This is a genomic window from Acinetobacter lwoffii (assembly GCF_022967985.1).
Taxonomy (GTDB): Bacteria; Pseudomonadota; Gammaproteobacteria; order Pseudomonadales; family Moraxellaceae; genus Acinetobacter.
The window spans coordinates 39,992-62,983 of sequence record NZ_JALJVC010000017.1; the positions used below are offsets into that span (position 1 = coordinate 39,992).

Here is a 22,992-nt window from a genome sequence, read left to right on the forward strand (position 1 = left end):
TTCCGTTTATTTTTTAAAGTGATGGATATCCACAGATTCTGCTTCGGGAAAATTCAATTTAATTATTCAGCAAAAAACCTGAGTAAATAAATCCTTAGCAATTGGTTTTAAAATGATTGGTGCCTACTGCTTTTTCCGTTATAATTTGGCGTTTTAAATTTTTAAGCCCCGCATTGCAGCAGAGCTTTTGTATGCTTGTCAGACTGTGGTGTTTTAGCCAAATCGGAAATTATGGAGTGACTTGGTTGTGAGTACTCGTTTTATGACATCAGCTGAAATTCGTGAAGCATTTTTGCGTTACTTTGAATCGCAAGGGCATACACGTGTCGCGTCGAGTTCTCTAGTACCTGCCAATGACCCAACTTTGCTGTTCACCAATGCTGGTATGAACCAGTTTAAAGATTGCTTCTTAGGTCTAGAAAAACGCGATTATGTACGTGCAGTGTCATCACAAAAATGCGTACGCGCAGGTGGTAAGCACAATGACCTGGACAATGTGGGTTATACAGCACGTCACCACACTTTCTTTGAAATGTTGGGTAACTTTTCCTTTGGTGATTACTTCAAACGTGATGCGATCAAATTTGCCTGGGACTTTTTGACTAACGAAGAATGGCTTGGTCTTCCTAAAGATAAACTCTATGCAACCGTTTACCATACAGACGACGAAGCATTCGACATCTGGAACAAAGAAATCGGTCTAGACGCTTCTCGCATTATTCGTATTGGTGACAACAAAGGCGGTCAATACGCATCTGATAACTTCTGGGCAATGGGTGACACAGGTCCTTGTGGTCCATGTTCTGAAATCTTCTTTGACCATGGCGATCACATCTGGGGTGGCCTACCGGGTTCTCCTGAAGAAGATGGCGACCGTTTCATTGAAATCTGGAACAACGTTTTCATGCAGTTCAACCGTACTGCGGATGGTGTATTACACCCTCTTCCAGCGCCTTCTGTGGATACAGGTATGGGCTTGGAGCGTATTTCTGCCGTTTTACAGCACGTCAACTCAAACTACGAAATTGACTTATTCCAGCATTTACTTAAAGCTGCGGCTGAAATTATTGGTCTGGATACTACAGCGCTTGAAGCTGAAGCTGCTGAGAAAGGCACACCAGTTCAGTATCCTGCTTCATTGAAAGTCGTTGCTGACCATGCACGTTCATGTTCATTCCTGATTGCTGATGGCGTAAACCCATCGAATGAAGGTCGTGGTTATGTACTGCGTCGTATTATCCGTCGTGCAGTACGTCATGGTAACAAATTAGGCGCAACAGGTTCGTTCTTCCACAAAATGTTGAAGCCACTGATCGAAGTGATGGGCGACGCATACCCTGAACTTGCTGCTCAACAAGCACGTATCGAAGCACAACTTCTTAAAGAAGAAGAACAGTTTGCCAAAACACTTGAGCAAGGTTTGAAATTGCTTGAAGGTGAATTGGCACAGTTAAAAGGTTCTGTGATTCCGGGCGAAGTGGTATTTAAACTTTACGACACTTATGGTTTCCCGACTGACTTGACTGCTGACATCGCACGTGAACGTGACTTAACCATTGATGAAGCTGGTTTCGAAACTGAAATGGCTGCACAGCGTCAACGCGCACGTGATGCAGGTAAATTCGCGATCGACTACAACAGCGTAGTTAAAGTTGAAGGCGAAACTCAGTTTGATGGTTATGACACAACTGCAGGTGAAGGTCAAATCATCGCAATCTACAAAGATGGCGAGCAAGTTGATGAAGTGTTTGAAGGCGATGAAGCACTGATCGTACTCAACCAAACACCTTTCTACGCAGAAAGCGGCGGTCAAATCGGTGATACAGGTATCTTTAAAAACGATACTGGTATTTTCGAAGTTCAAGATACCAAAAAATCTGGTGGCGCATTTGTACACCAAGGTATCGTGACGATGGGTAACTTGAAAGTTACTCAAAATGTAGAAGCAACAGTAAAAGCAGATATTCGTGCAGCAACTGCGCGCAACCACTCTGCGACTCACCTGCTACATGCTGCGTTACGTCAAATTTTAGGTTCACATGTACAGCAAAAAGGTTCATTGGTTGCATCTGATGTGTTACGTTTTGACTTTGCCAATGACCAACCTGTAAGCTTTGAACAGCTGCAAGAAATTGAACGTTTGGTCAATGCTGAAGTGATTGCCAATACTGCGGTGTCTACTGAACTTCTGGATATCGAGTCTGCGAAAGCTAAAGGCGCGATGATGCTGTTTGGCGAGAAATACGGTGACGAAGTACGTGTACTGTCTATGGGTTCAGTGATTGAAGAGAAAAACTTCTCAATCGAACTTTGCGGTGGTATTCACGTAAAACGTACCGGTGATATCGGTCTGTTCAAAATCACCTCTGAAGGTGGTGTGGCAGCCGGTGTACGTCGTATTGAAGCAGTAACAGGCACTAAAGCAGTTGAAGTTGCGCAAAAAGCCGATCGCGATATCAATACGATTAACGCTTTGCTCAAAGCGCAAAAAGACCAGACTTTAGAAAAAGTTGAAGCGTTGGTTGATACTGCATCGAGCTTGCAGAAACAGATCGAACAACTCAATCAAAAACTTGCTACCCTGCAAGCCGGTGAACTTCTAAGCCAAGTTCAAAGCATTGCAGGTCGTGCAACCTTGATTACAACTGTCGAAAACATGGATGCGAAAGCACTTCGCAACCTGCACGACGGTGTGAAATCAAAATTAGAAAATGCAGTGATTGTTCTTGCAGGTGTAGAGGGTGACAAGGTGAGCTTGATCGCATCTGTGGCAAAAGACTTTACTGCTTCTATTAAAGCAGGTGACATCATCAAACATTTAGCGACTGAGCTAGGTGGTAAAGGTGGTGGTAAACCTGACTTGGCACAAGGTGGCGCGCCACTTAACGAGAAGTTTGCTCCAGTGATGGCAGATTTAACTGCCTGGCTTGCAGCAAAATAAAACTTCAATTTTGTGTAACTGACCCTGATAGGTACATCAGGGTCATGGCTTATATGGAACAACTATGGCATTAATCGTTCAAAAATATGGCGGTACCTCTATGGGTACTCCCGAGCGCATTTTAAATGTTGCTCGTCGTGTAAAGCGCTGGCATGACCACGGCCACAAGGTAGTGGTAGTGGTATCAGCAATGAGTGGCGAAACCAATCGTCTACTTGCTTTAGCGAAGGCCATTACCGAAACCCCTGACCCACGTGAACTAGACCAAATGGTATCTACGGGTGAACAGGTTACGATTTCTATGTTAGCAATGGCGCTGAACTCAATTGGAGTTGAAGCAAAATCACTAACAGGTCGCCAGGTTGGCATGAAAACCGACAGCTCATTCAATAAGGCACGTATCGAATCCATTGATACTGAAGTCCTGAACTCAAATCTGGATGCAGGCCGCGTACTTGTCGTTGCCGGTTTCCAGGGTTTTGATGAACATGGCAATACCACCACTTTAGGGCGTGGCGGTTCTGATACTTCAGGTGTTGCAATTGCTGCCGCACTCAAAGCAGATGAATGCCAGATTTATACCGACGTTGACGGTGTATATACCACCGATCCACGTGTTGCACCAAAAGCAAAAAAAGTTGATCGTATTTCATTTGAAGAAATGCTTGAGATGGCGTCACTCGGTTCTAAAGTCCTGCAAATTCGTTCAGTTGAATTTGCTGGTAAATACCAGGTGCCTTTACGCGTATTATCAAGTTTCGACAATGACAACGATGGCGCATTCGACGAAGAGTTTAAGCAAAACGTTGGTACACTTATTACGACTGAATTGGAAGACAATATGGAACAGCCAATTATCTCCGGTATCGCATTTAACCGTGACGAAGCAAAATTAACTATTTTAGGCGTGCCTGACGAACCGGGTATTGCTTCTAAAATTTTGTGCCCGATTGGTGATGCCAATGTTGAAGTGGATATGATTATCCAGAACGTTGAAGAAGATGGTACAACTGATTTCACTTTTACTGTGAACCGTGGCGAATTAAATAAAGCCAAAGCTATTCTTGAAGCAACTGCTCAAGAAATTGGTGCACGTGAAGTTGCGACCCGTTCAGATATCGTAAAAGTATCGATCGTAGGTGTCGGTATGCGTTCACATGCCGGTGTAGCGAGCAAAATGTTTACAGCATTGGCAGATGAAGGTATTAACATCCTGATGATCTCGACGTCTGAAATCAAGATTTCTGTGATCATTGAAGAAAATTATCTTGAACTTGCGGTTCGTTCATTGCATACCGCATTCGGTTTAGACCGTGAACAAGGCGAATCTAGCGCACGTGCTTAAGCGTTAAGATAGAATATTGTCATTGTTTGACAGTATTTTATAAAAGTCTACAAAAATGCAGAGCCACTATAGTTTTTTTTATAGTGGCTCTGTTATATTAAGCCTGAGGATTTTTAACCAGCTGAGATAGATTAAAATCTTTCACCCAGATGACAGAATTTCTATCCAGATCTTATTTTGTAATTTTTGGTTGTGCTTTTTGTTTTACATTCAATAGATTGCAGGTTTTGCATTTTGCAAGGAGAAAAACATGCTGATTCTGACTCGACGCGTCGGGGAAACTTTAATGATTGGTGATCAAGTCAGTGTGACTGTGCTTGGTGTAAAAGGTAACCAGGTTCGTATCGGGGTAAATGCTCCGAAAGAAGTCTCTGTGCACCGTGAAGAGATTTACCAGCGTATCCAGCATGAACGTGCAATGCATGAACATCTTCAACATATCGATCAAGATTACCAACCTTCTTATGAAGACGATAGCCAGACACAAAATAACTTTAACCGTTAATGTTTGTGCGAAGAATAAAGCGGCTTTTGAGCCGCTTTAAATTTGTCTAAATTTTATACAAAAATATTAAATACTTAGATAATTTAAAATAAAACTTAAAGTTCTGCACCCTGCTGTAATGCTGCAATCACCTTTTTTACCGGCCCAAAACTGCGACGATGCTCATCAATCACGCCATGTAAGGCAATCGCTTCAAAATGTGCCTTGGTCGGATAACCCTTGTGCTTGGCAAAGCCAAATTGCGGATGCTTCTGGTCCATCTCGATCATCTGATGATCACGGGTTACTTTCGCCAGAATACTGGCTGCTGAAATTTCAGCATGCAGTGCATCACCACCCACCACGGCATCACAGCTCATAGCAAGGCCCTGTGGAATCTTGTTGCCATCGACCAATACATGCTCAGGCTGAACTGGCAAAGCTTCTACAGCACGGCGCATGGCCAGCAAAGAAGCTTGCAAAATATTATGTTCATCAATCTCTGCCGCAGAAGCCTCAGCAATGGCCCATGCCAGCGCTTTTTCCTGAATCTCGATAAAAAGTTTTTCACGCTTCTTTTCAGTGAGTTTTTTAGAATCATTTAAACCCTCAATCGGGTTGTTCGGATCCAAAATAACTGCCGCAGCGACCACCGAACCCACTAATGGCCCACGCCCTGCTTCATCTACACCAGCAATCTTCATGTCTATTTTTCCATAAAAAATAGGCTGAACCAGTCAGCCTATTTCAATTTAATCTTGGCTTAGTTTACAGCTTCAGCTACACAAGCGTTAATGGTTTTTGCAACCACATTGCCGACAATCGTCGCACGTGCTGCCGGGTCAATCGCTGCAGTCGCCAAATCTACCGCTGTTACGCTTTGGGGTGCTTTTTCGCTGACACAGCCACAAATTTCAGTCTGGATATTCTGCTTTTGGGTCGTAGTCATTAGACGTGTAGCTGTTTGCCATGCTGGAATATTATTCAGCTCAGTCGTACATTTTGCATTGATCGCGATTTTAAGCGCAGCCCCACCCAGCTGTTGAGTCGTGGTTTGCGTTTCAGGGCTGCCTGTTGTTGCACAAGCCGATAAAACCAAAGTAAGCGGAGCAAGTGCAGCCAATAATTTTTTCACAGATCTGTTCCTTGTTTATTCATATATGAAGCGTGACGCTATTGTGCCGAAATTCACCTGAATAAGAAATCTATAAATCATCCTGAATGTTTAATCTGCACCCAGCCATTTCAATGGATGTTGCATGAAAGCCACCATAGCGTTGCAGATTTGGAATTGCTGGGCTGATTCGCCCTTTGCTAAGGTGCATCCATCTTTGAGGGCAATCGAAAATCACATGGAAAAAGTACAATATTACACGCGCACGGCACAATGGTTGCACTGGATCATGGCAGTTATCTTTATTGCGGCCTGGCTGATTGGTTTTTATAGTGGGAATTTTTTAAGTTATGAGGTCAATGGCAGCTTTAAAGGCGATGTCATCACCCTGCATAAAAATATCGCCACCACCATTATTTTCCTGTTGGTTGTGCGAATTTTCTGGCGTTATACCCATCCTGCCCCTGAACTACCGGACACTATGTCACCCCGGATGAAAACTTTGGCACATGCAGGTCATCTGGCTTTGTATTTTATGCTGATTGCTCTACCTGTCACCGGCTGTTTATATAGCTGGAGTCTGGGCTATCCAGCACCAGTGCTATATTTATTTAACCTGCCGGCACTGATTGCAGAAAATCCGGCTGTAACCGCGATCGTAAAACCCCTGCATATCTGGCTTTCCTGGGCAGTTGGCTTACTTTTAGTTGGACATATTTTCGCAGCACTGAAACATCATTTTATCGATAAAGATCATGTACTCAACAGCATGACCCGACAATCCAAATCTTCTAAAAAATAATCTGCAAAACCACACTCAATCAGCTTTCATTGCAAAGCTGATTTTATTTTAAGAACTCGGTCATGCAGCCTTTCAGACTGTTTGCAATAGCCTGTTGCGTGAGTTTTGACTTTACTTCTTCATCCAGAGTCGCTTTCAGTAAAGTGCTTGCCGGAATATCCTTGAGTGCATGCTCACCTACACATGAACAGACATTCTGTTCAAGTTCAGCTTTATTTTTGTCCTGCATAAAATAGGTCGAGGCAGTCCAGAATTTAGATGCTTTCAATTCTTTTGCACATTGGTATTCAATCACGGGTTTTAAAGTACGCTGTGTCAAAGTCATATCCGCATTTGAGCAAGCAGATATCAACACGCTACTGATGAGCAGAATTATATTTTTCAATTTCATATCCATCTATAAAAACAAAGGCAGAGCGAACCCTGCCTTTTATTTAAAAACTTAAACCAGGGCACGGATCTGGTTGATCCATTGCTCTTTTTCAGTATCGGTAATAAAAGAGGCTTCAAATGAGTTAATGGCCAACTGCTTGAGTTCCTCATTGCTTAAATCCAGTGCTTCAGCAATGGCAATAAAATTGTCATTCATATAACCACCAAAATAAGATGGATCATCTGAATTGACTGTAACGTGCACGCCTTGTTGCAAGAGGCGACGGATATTATGCTGCTGCATATCATCCACGACGCAGAGTTTCAGGTTTGACAATGGGCAAACTGTCAGTGGCATCTTTTCTGCGATCAGGCGCTGCATTAACTCCGGATCTTCTTCCGAACGAACCCCATGATCAATACGATTCACTTTCAGCAAATCTAAAGCTTCCCAGACATAAGCTGCCGGACCTTCCTCACCTGCATGTGCTACAACCAAGAAACCTGCTTCACGCGCTTTAGCAAAGACACGTTCAAACTTTGAAGGTGGATGCCCGACTTCACTTGAATCCAGACCGACCGCAATAATCTGGTCTTTATAAGGTAAGGCCTGTTCCAGTGTTGCAAATGCAGCATCTTCACTTAAATGACGCAAGAAACACATAATCAGATGTGAACTGATACCAAGTTTAGTTTTGGCATCATCACAGGCTTTTTGCAAGCCGTTGATCACGGTTGAAAAAGCAACACCACGATCGGTATGGGTTTGTGGATCAAAGAACATTTCAGTATGCACGACCCGGTCTTCAGCACATTTTTCAAAATACGCCCACGCCAGATCATAAAAATCCTGTTCATGAATCAGCACAGCAGCACCAGCATAATAAATATCTAGAAACGACTGAAGATTATGAAAGTTATAGGCCTGTTTAACTTCTTCAACAGATTTATACGGGATGGCAATTTTATTACGCTGAGCGATCGCAAACATTAGCTCAGGCTCAAAAGTGCCCTCAATATGAACATGAAGCTCGGCCTTTGGCAAAGCTCGAATCAACTCAAGACGGTTCATCGCTTCTCCTCATGAAACCTAAAATAATAAAAAAAGGGTGCAAACTGAGTTTACACCCTTTCCAAATCTAGAAAAATTAGCCGCCAAATAGTGCGAATTTAAGCGTCCATAGTACTGCAATAATCCAGACCATATACGGTACTGTTGATGCCTTACCGGTTAACAATTTGATCAGTGCATAGCTGATGAAGCCCATCGCAATACCATCCGCAATTGAATAGGTAAATGGCATAAATACAATGGTTAAAAATGCAGGAACTGCTTCTGTAATATCTTCCCAGTCAATATGCACGATACCTTGAATCATTAAGACACCGACAAATAACAGCGCTGGCGCTGTTGCAAAGCTTGGTACAGACTGTGCCAATGGAGCCAGGAACAAACAGGCAACAAACAGGATACCGACTACAACAGCAGTTAGTCCTGTACGGCCACCGGCTGCTACGCCCGCAGAAGATTCAATGTATGGCGTAGTCGAAGATGTACCCAGCGCTGCACCTGCAACAATTGCAGAAGAGTCCGCAAAAAGTGCTTTTTTCAAACGCGGCAGTTTGCCATCTTTCAACAAGCCTGCACGGTGTGAAACACCTACAAGCGTACCGGTTGAGTCGAATAAATCGACCAGGAAGAAGACAAAAATCACGCCAATTAAACTGGCAGTGAACAGACCTTCAAAGCTCATTTGCATAAATGTGGGTGCAATCGATGGCACTGCGCCAACCACACCTTTAAATTCACTCAGACCCAATGCTGCTGAAATACCGGTTAACACCAAAATACTGATGATGATCGCACCACGCACTTTAAAGTGATGCATCACAACAACCAGAAGGAAACCAAATAATGCAAGCAAAACCGATGGTTGTTTTAAATCGCCCAAACCTACCAACGTAGCAGGATTATCCACAATCAGGCCGGCATTTTTCAAAGCAATCAGCGCAAGGAATAAGCCAATACCACCACCGATGGCCAGTTTCAGCGACATTGGAATCGCATTGACAATGGCTTCACGGATTTTGAACATGCTGATCGCAATAAACACAAGACCGGAGATAAACACAGCCCCGAGTGCTGTTTGCCAAGGCACACCCATTCCCAAACAGACGGAATAGGTAAAGAAGGCATTTAAGCCCATGCCTGGTGCAAGTGCAATTGGATAATTTGCAATCAAGCCCATGACTAAACAGCCAATCGCGGCTGCAAGACAGGTTGCTACAAAGACAGCCCCATGATCCATCCCCGTTTCGGACAAAATCATCGGATTGACAATAATGATGTAACACATCGTTAAGAATGTAGTTACACCGGCAAGAACTTCTGTACGGAAACTGGTTTTGTTTTCACTCAGTTTAAACAGACGTTCAAGCATACTTTCTGAAGATGGATTAGGAGTCGTCATGACCTAGCCCCTATTGAGTAAACTTAATGCTTTAAGCAAGCCGTCAAATAAATGAAATTTTATAAAAAAAATTCATCAATTTTAAGGATGTGTTAGCAACGAATATGCCAGCATAGCCATTTGACGGGTTAAAATGTTGGAACAGCTTACAGCCCCAGGGCTATGCTATAAAAACCCAAAAAAAATCTAAACAAAAAAGCTGCATAACCTTTATGCAGCTTTATTTTACGATTTAAATCAAATGCTTAACAAGATGGATTCTGCTTCATCCTGATCGTTGGCAAATTATAACACATTGATTTATTATTGCTTATTTGATTTTACACTTTATTAGAAATTAATATATTCCAGATGAATATTGAAAAAAATTTATTATATTTATTATTAGTTTAATTTTATTAATCTAGCCCAATTGGCGGGAGGAAGGTAGTACAAGCTGCTTAATGTCGATGCCGATTGGATTCCAGCAATTTGCTTGAATCACGTCCATCGTTCAAGACATGACGGATCTTTTCATATTTTCTGATTTCGGACTGTTTATGGACACAAAATCCTAATAAACTGATCATTAAGGCAAAAACAGGGATAGCATATATTTTCATTTTTATTATGCTGCTTTGTAACACTATGCAATTATGCTAACAAAAAACCTAACAAACTTGTGACATAGTTTACATTTAACCCGATAGAAGGCATTTATTTATCCTCTAAATATTAATTTTATGTCGTTTTATTTATTAATACTTAATTAATTTATAATTCTTTTTTCAAAAAATCGATCCTATTAAAAATCCTTTTAAAAAAACTAAATAATTGAATTTAATATATTTTTTAAACCACCTAAAAGAAGTTTATTCAAAATTAAAATATGTAATAAATGAAATCTAACCTATTCAATAGAACTTATTTCGGTTTATTTTATCGGCTTTTTCCAAGAATGCTCAACTTTAATTTTTAAAATAAAATGATCTAAATAAGGGAGATTTTGCGAGGGATTTCAAAGTGTTTAACGATATTTTTTATTTTTAACTATCTTGAAGTTTTCATTATGCAGTTCATCCACACTTCACTCATCATAAAGTCAAATCGTTGAACACTATTTAAGAACCTAACCATAATAAAGACATCCCAATATCCGGCATATATATCCTCATGCTGAATACTGGGAATCATCTCATTTATGCACTCAGTTGTTCATCACGTTTGAACACCAGTTCTCCCTTAAGTGAACTGTCTGCATCGAAATAATAGCCATCGCTATTAAAAGCTTTCAACTCTTCGACACAATCAATTTTATTTTCAATCATAAAACGCGCCATGAGACCGCGTGCTTTTTTGGCATAGAAACTAATCACTTTATATTTGCCATTTTTCTGATCCAGAAATACCGGCTTGATAATGTCTGCCTGAATTTTGCACTCGTTGACTGATTTGTAATATTCATCAGAGGCGATATTCACCAGGATTTCAGAATTTGCTGCTGCTAGATCCTGATTAATCAGATCAGTAATGTGATGTGCCCAGAAGTCATATAGGTTATGCCCGCGGGAATTGGCCAATTTGGTTCCCATTTCCAGACGGTACGGCATCATCAAATCCAAGGGACGTAAGAGTCCATATAATCCAGACAACATGCGTAAACGGTCTTGTGCATAGTGCAGATCTTCATGTTTTAAACTATAGGCATCCAGACCTGTATAGACATCGCCTTTAAATGCAAAAATCGCCTGACGGGCATTGGCTAAATTAAAATCCGGTTGCCAGTCATTAAAACGTGCGGTATTTAAAGTGGCAATTTTTTCACTAACACTCATTAAGCTGGAAATTTCTGTTGCAGAAAGTGTGCGACAAACGTTGATCAAGTCCTGTGAATGTTCTAATAATCTCGCTTGAGTAAATTGGTCAGTCGGTAATGGAGTATCGTAATCGAGAGTTTTGGCTGGAGAAATTAAAGCGAGCATGGCAACCTGGTCAAAAAATGATTAATCAAACTATATCAGTCTGCTTATTTTAATTCCAATTCATGTTTTTATTCACCATAATCGTTAAAATGCACGATTCTCCTGTTAATCATCGGTTTTTATATGCCCGAGCAAATTTTTCTTCAAGGGCCTGCGGGTCAGATTGAAGTTTTTGTGGATTATCCTCAGGGTGAAGTGAAAGGATTCGCGGTAGTTTGTCACCCCCATCCATTGCAAGGCGGTACACCACAACATAAGGTTCCGGTTTTACTGGCACAAATGTATCTGGAACGTGGCTGTATTGTGTATCGTCCAAGTTTCCGTGGTTCTGGTCAAAGTGAAGGTATACACGACGAGGGCTTCGGTGAGACGGATGATGTATTAGAAGTCATTCGGTTCGCTCGCAACCAGCATATTGCCCTGCCTTTTTATGCAGGCGGTTTTAGTTTTGGTGCGCATGTCATGGCAAAAAGCTATGCAGCCTTACCGGTAGAACTGCAACCAAAGCAAACCATTTTATGTGGTCTGCCGACTGCAACAGTAGCTGGTATTCGTCATTATGTGACGCCCGCCATTAAAGGCGACATTCTGTTCATTCATGGTGAAGCCGATGAGGTGACTTTGCTCTCAGATATGATTGAATGGGCAAAGCCACAACGCCATTTAGTGACCGTATTACCTGGTGCCAACCACTTCTTTACCGGCTATTTAAAGCAATTGCGGATCGCAATGACCCGGTACTTAGCGCTTGGCTAAATAAAAAAACCCATCAGATGATGGGTTTTTTTATTAAAAGACAAAATCTTCTGCAAAAATTTCATACATCACAGCCCGATATTTAGGCTTATCGATGTAACGGATAATTTTTCCGACCAAGCGTTCTGCAATTTTACGGCTAGCCCAGTTTTCTTCTGCTACCGGGTAGCTTAAGACTTGAATCCCTAGTGTATTGAAAGCATAGGCCACAACACAATGCACTGCCTCATGTCCATAATGATGACCATGTGCAGTTTCACGAATCCAGATACCAACTTCAGGTATTTCATCATGAAGTCGATGCAAACCACATAGTCCAATAAATTCTTGTGTTTCAATATGACGGATAACAAATACATATTCTTTATGATCGGTCATATTTTCCAGCCAATTTTTCCAGACTGTTGCAAATTCCTTTTCAGATTCTGGTGCATCCCACGCCATAAAACGTGTCAAACTCGGCGTAATTGAAACATAAGCTTCTTCGGCATCGGCTGATTTAAAACAATTCAGGATCAAGCGTTGACTTTGCAGTGTAGGCAAAGCTGATTGATTCTGTTGAATTAGCTCTTCCATTCAAACTCGCTAAAGCTTTCCTGCTCTTTTAGAGAGGTTTCCACTGCTTGTGCAAGCTGATTAAGCAAACTTCTTTCAGTGATACGATCCAGCCAGTCCTGTTCTTCTTCAGGATATGAGGCAATCTCACAGACCAGATGCCCTTGTTCATCTCTGGTTTCGCAACTCACTGATAAAGGCAGCGCATGTTCTTCTACGCTGACGGCAACCTGAGCACCACTTTGGCTTAAGGTCTGAAAACCGTATTTACCTAATTTTTCGGCAAGTAAATGTGCTACATATTCCTGGGTTTCTTGACCATCCCGTGGTGTTTGGCTCTGGGTATTGGCCATGAATTTTAATTTTCGCATCGCTACTTCCAAATGGCTTTTTTCTTATATGGGTTTAGCATAAGCAATATAAACAAAACAGCCAAGCAAAAGCTTGGCTGTTTCACATAATTTTAAAAATTATTCTGATACTTGAATTGGCAGTCCTGCGATTGAGGTCAATTCTGTGAAGGTCGGGAAACTGGTTGCGACCGTTTCGGTTCCGACAATCTTGATCTGCTCCGAATTACGCAAACCGGCAATCGAAAAACTCATCGCGATACGGTGATCGTGATGCGATTCAATTTCACCACCCGTAAAGATTGGCAACCAGTCACCGGACTTACCCTTACCTTCAATGATGATGCCATCTTCAGTTGGGGTACAGTCGATGCCCATGGTTTGAAGACCATCTGCCATGACCTGAATACGATCCGATTCTTTCACGCGAAGCTCGGCAGCACCGGTCAAAATTGTCTGACCTTCAGCACATGCAGCGGCAATGAATAGCGCCGGGAATTCATCAATTGCTAATGGCACCTGATCTTCCGGCATATGAATCCCTTTTAATGTACGTGTACCACGAATACGGATATCAGCAATCGGTTCACCGCCTGCAATACGCTCGTTTTCAACTGTAATGTCCGCACCCATTTGCTTGAGGATTTCGATCACACCAGTACGGGTCGGGTTAATGCCTACCGCTTCAAGGGTGACGTCCGAATTTTCAGTAATGGCCGCACCCACCATAAAGAAGGCTGCTGAAGAAATATCTGAAGGCACTTGAATGTTGGTACCCACTAACTTGCCGCCACCTTGCAGGGAAATTCGGTTGCCTTCTGTTTTCACTTCATAACCAAATGCACGCAGCATACGTTCAGTATGGTCGCGTGTTGGTTCTGGTTCAGTCACCGAAGTTTCACCTTCCGCCCATAGACCTGCAAGTAGAATCCCTGATTTCACCTGAGCAGAGGCCATTGGCAAATCGTACTGAATCCCTTTAAGGTTTTGATTGCCGGTGATGGATACAGGTGGTGTACCGCGTTCACCTGTGGTCTGAATTTGCGCACCCATTTCACGTAAAGGCTTGGCAATACGCTCCATTGGACGCTTGGATAAAGATGCGTCACCAGTCATGACTGAATCAAATTTTTGTGCAGCCAGCATACCCGACAACAAACGCATTGAAGTGCCCGAGTTGCCCATATAAATGGCAGACTGTGGCGCTTTAAGGCCATGCATGCCAACACCATGAATGGTCACTTCACCATTTTTAGGGCCTTCAATGCTCACACCCATATCACGGAAAGCTTGCAGTGTCGCTAGAGCATCCTCACCTTCCAAAAAGCCGGTCACATGTGTGGTACCTTCTGCAATCGCACCAAACATGATCGAGCGATGTGACACAGATTTGTCACCTGGCACGGTAAATTTACCCTGAAATTTCTTGGCACCCGGCTGAATGGTAAATTGTTGTGTCACTTTATTTTTCTCCATGAAAGGTTTCTTGGCGAGCATATGGTTGAAATGCTGGCGAGCTGCCTGCGCATGACCCAATAAGCCCATCAATGCTTGGGAATCTTCATCTTCAATCAATTTGCGGATAATCGCGAGCTGCTGTTCAAAGCCATCAACAGCATTCAGAACTGCTTTTTTATTAGCAAAAAAGATGTCATGCCACATTTGTGGATCGCTGGCGGCAATTCGCGAGAAATCCCGAAAACCACCCGCAGCATAACGAAATATATCTAAATTGTCTTCACGCTTGGCCAATTGTTCAACCAAGTTGAATGCCATAAGATGCGGAAGATGACTGGTATGCGCCAGCACTTCATCGTGCTTGTCGACATCCATGCAAATCACTTCGGCTTTCGCCGCTTGCCACAGCTGAATCAGTTTATCGACGGCCCAGTTTGCACTGCTTGGCAGTGGCGTCAAAATCACTTTGTGATTGGCAAATAAATCAACTTTACCTGCATGTACCCCAGTATGCTCGGCACCTGCAATCGGATGGCCCGGTACAAAACCTTCAGGCAGTTCATCGCCAAAAACCGCTTTCGCTGCATCGACCACATTACCTTTGGTACTACCAACATCAGTAATAATGGTATTGGGAGATAAATAAGGCTGAATGGCTTCCAACACCTTTTGCGTGGCACGTACCGGCAATGCAAGCACTACCAGATCAGCACCTTTGACCGCCTCTACAGGATCGGCATAGCCTTCGGAAATCAGGCCAAGAGATTTAGCATCTTCCAAAGTCTTTTGTGAACGTGTCGATGCAACGATGTCATTGGCCAAATGCTCGGCTCGAATGACACGCGCCAGACTTGAACCAATCAGTCCAAGCCCGATAAATGCAACTTTTTCAAACAGTGGCTGCGACATGGTTTAAGCTTTTGCCTCTAAACCGAGTACTTTAGCCAATGCGCTCAAGAATTTCGCATTTTCTGCTTCAGTACCAATCGATACGCGAATGTGATTTGAAATACCAACCGGACGCACAATCACCCCTTGTTTGAGCAAACCATTGAAGGTTGCTGATGGGTCTGCCTGTACATCTACCAGAATAAAGTTGGCACGTGAAGGCACATAGTTAAGACCCAAAGCCTTAAAGCCAGCTTCAAGTTGCGCCATACCGGCTTTATTCACTTCACGAGAACGCGCGATAAAGTCTTCATCTTTCAGTGCAGCCACCGCAGCGACCATCGCTAAATGGTTGACATTAAATGGTTGACGAATACGGTTCAGGTAATCTGTCACTTCAACTGAAGCCAGAGCAAAACCAACACGTAGTGCAGCCAAACCATAACACTTCGACAAAGTACGGCTAACGATCAGGTTTGGATATTGCGCAAGGAATTTCAAGCTGTTGAAGTTTTCCGGGAAATATTCCACATAGGCTTCATCCAGAACCACGATGACATTAGCAGGAACTTTTTGCATGAAAGCTTCAAATTCAGCTTCTTCGAACCAGGTTCCCGTCGGATTATTCGGGTTTGCAATGAAAACGAGTTTGGTGTTGTCCTGAATGGCAGCCGCCATTGCTTCCAAGTCATGCGAGAAGCCTTTAGCTGGTACTTCAATCGCTTGCGCATTAATGGCTTGAGTTACCAATGCATAAACCGCAAAAGCATGCTGGCTATACACCACCGAATCATTTTCTGAAACGAATGCACGGGCAAACATTTCCAGTAAGTCGTTTGAACCATTCCCCAAGGTAATCTGATCATGATTAAAACCAAACTGGGTTTTGATCTGATCTTTCAGGATAAAACCACCACCATCTGGATAACGGCCAATTTCAGCAATTTCCGCAGCGACCGCTTCTTTGACTTTATCTGAACAACCCAGCGGATTTTCATTTGAAGCCAGTTTGACGATATCGGTAAGACCCAACTCGCGCTCAAGTTCACTGATCGGCTTACCCGGTTGATATGGCTTTAATTTTGAGATGCCTGAATTAGCTGGAACAAACGACATTTTAGACTTCCAATTTTAAATATAAAACAGTGGTCAGCACCCTCGCCCTGACCACGGATAGCTGACTTAAAGTACAGCTGCAGGATATGAACCGAGTACGCGAACTTCTTTGACCAAAGGACGAATTTCTTCAATGGCTGCTTTCACGTGTTCCTGCTCAATATGGCCTTCAAGATCAATGAAGAACACATAAGCCCATTTTTCAGGAAGTGCAGGCCGGGTTTCAATACTGGTCAGGCTGATATTGTGCTTGGCAAACGGCGCCAGAATTTCCAGCAAAGCTCCGGCACGATCATGCGCTGAGATTAGTAATGAAGTCTTGTCATTACCACTTTGCGGCACTTTTTCACGACCAATCACCAGGAAGCGTGTGGTATTTTCCGGATTGTCCTCGATATTGCTATGCATGATTTCGAGGTCATAGATACTCGCGGCAATTTCAGAAGCAATTGCAGCAGAATGCCATTCATTACGAATACGGCGTGCTGCTTCCGCATTGGAACTTAAAGCGACACGTTCCACACCTGGATAATGCGCATCCAGCCACTTACGGCATTGTGCCAAAGTCTGCTGATGCGCATAAATCTGTTTGATGCTGTCTTTACGGGTATTTTCAGAAATCAGGAACTGATGGTGAATCGGTAATTCAACTTCGCCAATCACATTCAGGTTCGATGTTTTAAAACAGTCCAAAGTATGGTTGACCACGCCTTCAGAGGAATTTTCTACCGGCACCAGACCATAATGGGCACTGCCTGCTTCCACGTCACGGAAAACTTCATCAATGGTCGGTAAAGGACGAACCACAGCATCATGACCAAAGTGCTTGAGTACCGCAGAATGGGTATAAGTCCCGACTGGTCCAAGGAAAGCAATGCTTTGCGGAGCTTCGAGTGCCAGACAGGCCGACATGATTTCACGGAACAGACGTGCCATGGTGGTATCAGACAATGGCCCTTCATTACGTTCCATGACATTACGCAAAACCTGAGCTTCACGTTCTGGACGGTAAAACAGCGGATTCTCTTCTGAGGCAAATTTTGCTTTTGCCACTGCTTCAGCCAAACGTGCCCGACGGTTAATCAATTGCTGAATTTGCTGATCAACAGAATCGATATCTTCACGAATTTTTGCCAAATCAAGAGAAGTCGTGGTGTTTTGATCGTCGTTGATCATTGTTCTGTCGCCCTTCATAAACCTTATCTGTTCAGTATAACAATAGTGAGCTTTCAAATGTTACGCAATATGGCATTGGTAGATTAAGTCTTAAAAACATACAGTTGATTTTAACCGTTTATCGCTTTTAGTCATATCTGGTAACATTTACTTCAGCTTTTCTACTTGATTTACATTATTAAATTGTAAACTTTGCCTGTCCATATTAACTGATTTTAAGGAAGATGAAATATCACTATTTCTTAATCTATATAGCGGTTTTAAACATAAGAAAATTAAAATAATTTCTTTTCAAACGTCATTTTTGAACCATTCATATCTAAGATAGATTTCACAATAAAATGCACACTCTGCAATCCCATTTTTATCGACTTCTCTTTGATTTCACTTATTTTTTTACATTAAATCACTACTCAATTACAAAGCAGAGACGATTTTTTAACCAATCATAGATAGTCTAACTTAAAACAAGCGTTTGGGTGTCAGTCATGCCAAAAAGAATAGCTGTACTTTTGACGAATAATTTTGAAGATCAGGAATATCTTGAACCCGTTGCAGCCTTGCTGGAAGCAAAGCATAGCATCTGTAATATTGAGTTTAATGCAGGAAAAGTGGTCTATGGTCTGCATGGCTGTTCTGCAGTGACGATTGACCGGGACATCGAACAAATCAGTATTGATGATTTTGATGCCTTGCTGATTCCTGGCGGTGAATCTGCAGTTTCTTTATCTACCGATCTCCGGGTGCTTCAATTTATCCAGGCTTTTAACCAGGCCAAGAAAACCATCTTTAGTTTATGTGATGCATCATTATTACTGTGTGAAGCAGATGTGCTGAAAAATCGAATTATTACCAGTATTCGCGCGCATGCCAGTCGCGTACAACGTGCCGGTGGAACGTATTATGATGCAGAACTGGTGAATGACAATAATCAGTTGATTTCATCGCGCCTACCCAATGATTTACCCATTTTTATTCATGAATGTTTGGATGTTTTAAAATCATAAAGTCTTAAAAAATATTTCCCATCTTGGCCATGTTCTCCCCTATAAAAAAGAGTCCTTCGGGACTCTTTTTTATGGTTGAGCTATTAACGCCCTAACAGACCGCGGGCCACAATCTCCTTCATGATTTCATTGGTACCCCCATAAATCCGCTGGATCCGCGCATCAACGAAGAAACGTGAAATTGGATATTCAGTCATATAGCCATAACCCCCAAATAATTGCAGGAGATTGTCCGCGATTTTCATCTGCATATCGGTAGAAAAACTTTTTAATGCCGCTGCAGTTTCTACATCCAGCTTCCCTTGCATATAAAGCTCAAGATTCTGGTTATAAAATGCTGCAGTTGCCAATTCATCAATTTTCGCTTGCGCCAACACAAAACGAGTATTCTGGAATTGACCGATCGCCTGACCAAAAGCCTGACGCTCTTTCACATATTGTGTGGTCACATCGATCGAGCCACGAATGGCGCCTAGAGCGGTGGCAGCGATGGCGGTACGCTCACGTGGCAATTCCTGCATCAGGTAAGCAAATCCCTGTCCCGGCTGACCCAGTAATTGGTCCTTTGGCACTTTAACATTGTCGAAGAACAGTTCAGACGTATCCTGAGCATGCAGACCAATCTTGTCCAGATTAGTGCCTTTTTTAAAGCCTTCCAGATGGGTATCGACCAGTAGCAATGAAACGCCTTTAGCTCGGGCTTGAGGATCGGTTTTGACCGCAAGCACTACCAAGTCAGCATGCTGACCATTGGAAATGAAGGTTTTTGAGCCATTTAACAGATAATGTTCATCCTGCAAGATGGCACTGGTGCGCATAGCTTGCAAATCTGAACCTGCACCTGGCTCGGTCATGCCAATCGCACCGACCACTTCACCGGTGACCATTTTTGGTAACCAGTATTTTTTCTGTTCTTCAGTACCAATATGCAGGATATACGGTGCTGCAATATCGGAATGACAAGACAGACCTGTGGCAATGGCACTGTATCCGGCACGTGCAGATTCTTCGATCAGCATCAAGGAATAATCGGTCGGCACCCCATAGCCACCATATTCTTCTGGAACATCGACACACAAGAAGCCATTTTCACCGAGTGCATTCCAGACTGAACGCGGCATCAGACCTTCACGTTCCCACTGGTCGTAGTACGGTGCGACATGTTCGTTCATAAAGCGTTTAAAATTATCGCGGAATAATTCTAGATCGGCATCGTAGGCAAGCATTCTATTGTCCTTGTTGTTTATCATTTTAGTTTCCTTTTCACAGACTATCGACTTTCATGATCCCTGTCATGTGCCGGCATTCATCTTTTTACTAACTTCACAGTCAATAAAAAAGGGAAGCCGAAGCTTCCCTTTTAGACACTAAAAACAGACTCAAACTTAGTGAGCGTTATTGCCTTCTTGCGCCATTTTTTCATCAATTTCTGCAGGATTTGCTAAAGCATAGTTCAGCTTGTCCATATCTAACTGGCCCACCCATTTCGCAACCACTAAAGTCGCCAAAGAGTTACCGACCAGATTGGTCAAGGCACGAGCTTCAGACATGAAACGATCGATACCGAGAATCAATGCCAGACCTGCAACAGGAATATTCCCTACAGCAGCCAAAGTTGCCGCCATCACAATAAAGCCTGAACCAGTCACGCCTGCCGCACCCTTAGATGAGATCAGAAGTACCAGAAGCAGGGTAATTTGATGAGACAAGTCAAGTTGCGTATTGGTTGCTTGCGCAATAAAGATTGCAGCCATCGTCAAGTAAATCGACGTACCATCCAGGTTAAATGAATAACCAGTTGGAATCACCAGACCTACCACCGACTTCTCTGCACCGGCAAGTTCCAGTTTCTTCAACATACGTGGCAGTACTGATTCTGAAGATGACGTCCCCAGTACAATCAGAAGTTCTTCGCGAATCAGGCGGATCATCTTCATGATGCTGAACCCTGCGAAACGCGCAATTGAGCCCAATACGATGAAAATAAACAGTACGCAGGTAACATAGAAACAAATGATCAACTGTGCCAGCTGAGCAAGAGAACCAATACCATATTTACCAATTGTAAACGCCATTGCACCAAATGCACCAATTGGAGCAAGTTTCATCACCATGTTCACGATGTTGAAAAACACATGTGAAATCTGGTCGATGAGTTTCAGGACTGGCTTGCCTTGATCACCGAGCTTATGCAGTGCAAAACCAAAGATGATCGCGAACAATAGAACCTGCAGGATTTCGCCTTCCGCAAATGCGCCCACAACCGTATTTGGAATAATGTTCATCAGGAAGTCGATAGTCGATTGTGACTCACCTGAAGCAACATATTTACTGATGCCACTAGTATCCAGTGAAGCAGGATCAACGTTCATGCCCACACCAGGCTTGACGATGTTAATCACGACCAGACCGATGACCAAAGCAATCGTGGATACGATCTCGAAGTAAAGTAAAGCCACACCACCAGTTTTACCGACTGATTTCATGCTTTCCATACCTGCAATACCGCTCACTACGGTACAGAAAATTACAGGTGCGATAATCATTTTAATCAGACGGATAAATGCATCACCAAGCGGTTTAAGCTGTTCGCCCAAGCCAGGGACATGCTGTTCTACGCCATTGATAATTTGCGTACCACTAGGCGAAAAATGCCCGACCAGAATACCTGCGATAATGGCCACAATCACTTGAAAATACAGTGACTTATAAATTGGTTGTTTCGCCATAATAAATCTACTTGAACGATATCAAAAATAAGAAAGACCATTTTGAGAAATATACTGACCTCTTCATCCCTTCTCAGGATGAACCGGATCAAGTCTCAAAAGGCTCAAGAGAATGTTCAAAAATGATAATCAGCCATGCATTGAATCTGACACTCAAGTATCAGACCAAAGTATTAAATGGGAGAAAGAGATTAAGAAAAATTAAACAGACTCTAAAAATTGCCTAAATTTTACCGAATATTCAGACTAAATGTGCATAACTTATTATGCGCTTGTTTATGTTTTAACCAGAATAGATTAGACATTAGTCGATAATCAGATTTAACTGATTGTTTTACGTATACTGAAATGTTTATGGATTTTCACCCTCTCCCTTGACATTAATATTTTCTGCAAGCTGTAAAAAGTTATGAATACCAAAAGAAATATTTATAAAGATTTCGAACATCCCTTTGCCCAATATGTACGCATTGTGGGTAAAGGGAAAAATGGCGCCCGCTCTCTCTGCTATGATGAAGCCTATCAAGCCTTCAGTATGATTTTGAAAAATGAAGTGCTGGATGTGCAGTTAGGTGCATTCTTGATGTTATTGCGGGTCAAGGAAGAATCTGTAGATGAGTTGGCCGGTTTTGTACAGGCGACACGTGACCAGCTGAGTTTCAAAAAACTGGATGTCGATCTGGACTGGTCTTCATATGCGGGCAAGCGCAAGCATTATCCATGGTTTATTCTGGCAGCCCTGACACTGGCCAAGCATGGTTATAATATTGTGATGCATGGTGCCTCGGGCCATACCATGAACCGCGTTTACACCGAACAGGTGCTGACTTACTTAGGCTATCCAATCTGTCAAAATGATGCCGAGGTTGAACAGCAACTTCTACAACAGCATTTTGCTTACATACCGTTAGAAGTAATTTCTCCGATTCTTGCAGACTTGATTGCGCTGCGTAATGTCATGGGCTTACGCTCCCCAATTCATACCCTGGCGCGTCTGATCAATCCCTTTAATGCCAAAGCGACCCTGCAAGCCATTTTCCATCCAGCATATCGTGGTTCGCATCAGCAAGCAGCTTTCCGCTTGGGCTATAAAAATAGTGCCGTGATTAAAGGTGAAGGGGGCGAATTCGAGCGTAATCCGGATGCCAAAACGCTCATCTGTGGCATTAAAGATGGCCTGCTCTATGAGCATGAATTGCCAAAGCTCACTGACAACCGCAGTCCAATTGAAGAAGAACTGGATCTGGCGCTATTTAAGGCTGTCTGGGACGGTCAGCAAAGCCATGATTATGGCGAGATTGCAGTGATAGAAACTATGGGCATTGCGCTATATACCATGGGCGTGTGTGACAGCTTTGAAGCTGCGATGCAAAAAGCCAAAATCTTATGGGCGAATCGCCACACGGTTTAATCTTGTGCAAAAGAAAAAAGCATTGTTCAGTGAATGAACAATGCTTTTTTTAATTG

At 42.8% G+C, this 22,992-nt stretch carries 20 protein-coding genes; 7 read left to right on the forward strand and 13 right to left on the reverse strand.

The window, feature by feature from the left end; genetic code table 11:
• Window positions 1-247 precede the first annotated feature (247 nt).
• From alaS to csrA, 3 genes are all read left to right on the forward strand, one after another.
• A complete protein-coding gene (gene alaS, locus MWG72_RS11025) occupies window positions 248-2,941 on the forward strand; it encodes an alanine--tRNA ligase (protein ID WP_247144055.1) in 2,694 nt (897 codons plus the stop codon).
• A 64-nt stretch (window positions 2,942-3,005) separates the two neighbouring features.
• Window positions 3,006-4,286: an aspartate kinase gene (locus MWG72_RS11030; protein WP_004278971.1), complete on the forward strand. Its 1,281-nt coding sequence runs from the start codon at window positions 3,006-3,008 to the stop codon at window positions 4,284-4,286.
• A 250-nt stretch (window positions 4,287-4,536) separates the two neighbouring features.
• Complete coding sequence (gene csrA, locus MWG72_RS11035) at window positions 4,537-4,791, forward strand: carbon storage regulator CsrA (RefSeq protein ID WP_004278972.1); 255 nt, start codon at window positions 4,537-4,539, stop codon at window positions 4,789-4,791.
• A gap of 95 nt (window positions 4,792-4,886) precedes the next feature.
• On the opposite strand, the gene rnhB is transcribed toward csrA, so the two are convergent.
• Window positions 4,887-5,474, reverse strand: coding sequence for a ribonuclease HII (gene rnhB, locus MWG72_RS11040; RefSeq protein ID WP_004278973.1), 588 nt, complete (start codon window positions 5,472-5,474; stop codon window positions 4,887-4,889).
• 59 nt (window positions 5,475-5,533) lie between these two features.
• Window positions 5,534-5,905, reverse strand: coding sequence for a hypothetical protein (locus MWG72_RS11045; RefSeq protein WP_004278974.1), 372 nt, complete (start codon window positions 5,903-5,905; stop codon window positions 5,534-5,536).
• Window positions 5,906-6,122: 217 nt separating this feature from the next.
• Here MWG72_RS11045 and MWG72_RS11050 point away from each other — a divergent pair, with 217 nt between their 5' ends.
• The gene (locus tag MWG72_RS11050) at window positions 6,123-6,686 is read left to right on the forward strand and encodes a cytochrome b (protein ID WP_247144056.1); all 564 of its coding nucleotides are present in this window, start codon (window positions 6,123-6,125) and stop codon (window positions 6,684-6,686) included.
• A 43-nt stretch (window positions 6,687-6,729) separates the two neighbouring features.
• On the opposite strand, the gene MWG72_RS11055 is transcribed toward MWG72_RS11050, so the two are convergent.
• The 4 genes from MWG72_RS11055 to yaaA all read right to left on the reverse strand — a co-directional run bounded on the left by MWG72_RS11055 (window position 6,730) and on the right by yaaA (window position 11,490).
• Window positions 6,730-7,083, reverse strand: a complete 354-nt coding sequence (locus tag MWG72_RS11055) for a hypothetical protein (protein ID WP_004645560.1) — start codon at window positions 7,081-7,083, stop codon at window positions 6,730-6,732.
• Between the two features lie 45 nt (window positions 7,084-7,128).
• The gene (locus MWG72_RS11060; RefSeq protein WP_004731590.1) at window positions 7,129-8,130 is read right to left on the reverse strand and encodes an adenosine deaminase; all 1,002 of its coding nucleotides are present in this window, start codon (window positions 8,128-8,130) and stop codon (window positions 7,129-7,131) included.
• A 76-nt stretch (window positions 8,131-8,206) separates the two neighbouring features.
• A complete protein-coding gene (locus MWG72_RS11065) occupies window positions 8,207-9,529 on the reverse strand; it encodes an NCS2 family permease (protein ID WP_004645563.1) in 1,323 nt (440 codons plus the stop codon).
• Between the two features lie 1,178 nt (window positions 9,530-10,707).
• A complete protein-coding gene (yaaA, locus tag MWG72_RS11070; RefSeq protein ID WP_247144057.1) occupies window positions 10,708-11,490 on the reverse strand; it encodes a peroxide stress protein YaaA in 783 nt (260 codons plus the stop codon).
• Between the two features lie 123 nt (window positions 11,491-11,613).
• Here yaaA and MWG72_RS11075 point away from each other — a divergent pair, with 123 nt between their 5' ends.
• Window positions 11,614-12,246, forward strand: a complete 633-nt coding sequence (locus MWG72_RS11075; RefSeq protein WP_004645565.1) for an alpha/beta hydrolase — start codon at window positions 11,614-11,616, stop codon at window positions 12,244-12,246.
• Between the two features lie 33 nt (window positions 12,247-12,279).
• On the opposite strand, the gene MWG72_RS11080 is transcribed toward MWG72_RS11075, so the two are convergent.
• The 5 genes from MWG72_RS11080 to pheA all read right to left on the reverse strand — a co-directional run bounded on the left by MWG72_RS11080 (window position 12,280) and on the right by pheA (window position 17,789).
• Entirely contained in the window at window positions 12,280-12,822 is a 543-nt protein-coding gene (locus MWG72_RS11080) for a GNAT family N-acetyltransferase (RefSeq protein ID WP_247144058.1), read from the reverse strand.
• Entirely contained in the window at window positions 12,810-13,172 is a 363-nt protein-coding gene (locus MWG72_RS11085) for a hypothetical protein (RefSeq protein WP_071851704.1), read from the reverse strand. The genes MWG72_RS11080 and MWG72_RS11085 overlap by 13 nt, the downstream gene beginning before the upstream one ends.
• A gap of 99 nt (window positions 13,173-13,271) precedes the next feature.
• Window positions 13,272-15,518 carry a bifunctional prephenate dehydrogenase/3-phosphoshikimate 1-carboxyvinyltransferase gene (locus tag MWG72_RS11090; protein WP_247144059.1) on the reverse strand — a complete coding sequence of 749 codons (2,247 nt, stop codon included), beginning with the start codon at window positions 15,516-15,518 and terminating at the stop codon, window positions 13,272-13,274.
• A 3-nt stretch (window positions 15,519-15,521) separates the two neighbouring features.
• Window positions 15,522-16,613, reverse strand: a complete 1,092-nt coding sequence (gene hisC / locus MWG72_RS11095; RefSeq protein WP_004645569.1) for a histidinol-phosphate transaminase — start codon at window positions 16,611-16,613, stop codon at window positions 15,522-15,524.
• Window positions 16,614-16,679: 66 nt separating this feature from the next.
• Entirely contained in the window at window positions 16,680-17,789 is a 1,110-nt protein-coding gene (gene pheA / locus MWG72_RS11100) for a prephenate dehydratase (protein WP_004645570.1), read from the reverse strand.
• A gap of 488 nt (window positions 17,790-18,277) precedes the next feature.
• On the opposite strand from pheA, the gene MWG72_RS11105 reads away from it, so the two are divergent.
• Entirely contained in the window at window positions 18,278-18,796 is a 519-nt protein-coding gene (locus tag MWG72_RS11105) for a DJ-1/PfpI family protein (RefSeq protein ID WP_180086137.1), read from the forward strand.
• Window positions 18,797-18,879: 83 nt separating this feature from the next.
• Here the strand turns inward: MWG72_RS11105 and MWG72_RS11110 are convergent, their stop codons facing one another.
• Both MWG72_RS11110 and MWG72_RS11115 read right to left on the reverse strand, forming a co-directional pair.
• Complete coding sequence (locus MWG72_RS11110; protein WP_247144060.1) at window positions 18,880-20,022, reverse strand: acyl-CoA dehydrogenase family protein; 1,143 nt, start codon at window positions 20,020-20,022, stop codon at window positions 18,880-18,882.
• Window positions 20,023-20,181: 159 nt separating this feature from the next.
• On the reverse strand, window positions 20,182-21,525 hold the full coding sequence (locus MWG72_RS11115; RefSeq protein WP_195725817.1) for a dicarboxylate/amino acid:cation symporter: 1,344 nt from the start codon (window positions 21,523-21,525) through the stop codon (window positions 20,182-20,184).
• A gap of 409 nt (window positions 21,526-21,934) precedes the next feature.
• Here MWG72_RS11115 and MWG72_RS11120 point away from each other — a divergent pair, with 409 nt between their 5' ends.
• The gene (locus MWG72_RS11120; RefSeq protein ID WP_005106493.1) at window positions 21,935-22,936 is read left to right on the forward strand and encodes a glycosyl transferase family protein; all 1,002 of its coding nucleotides are present in this window, start codon (window positions 21,935-21,937) and stop codon (window positions 22,934-22,936) included.
• Window positions 22,937-22,992 lie beyond the last annotated feature (56 nt).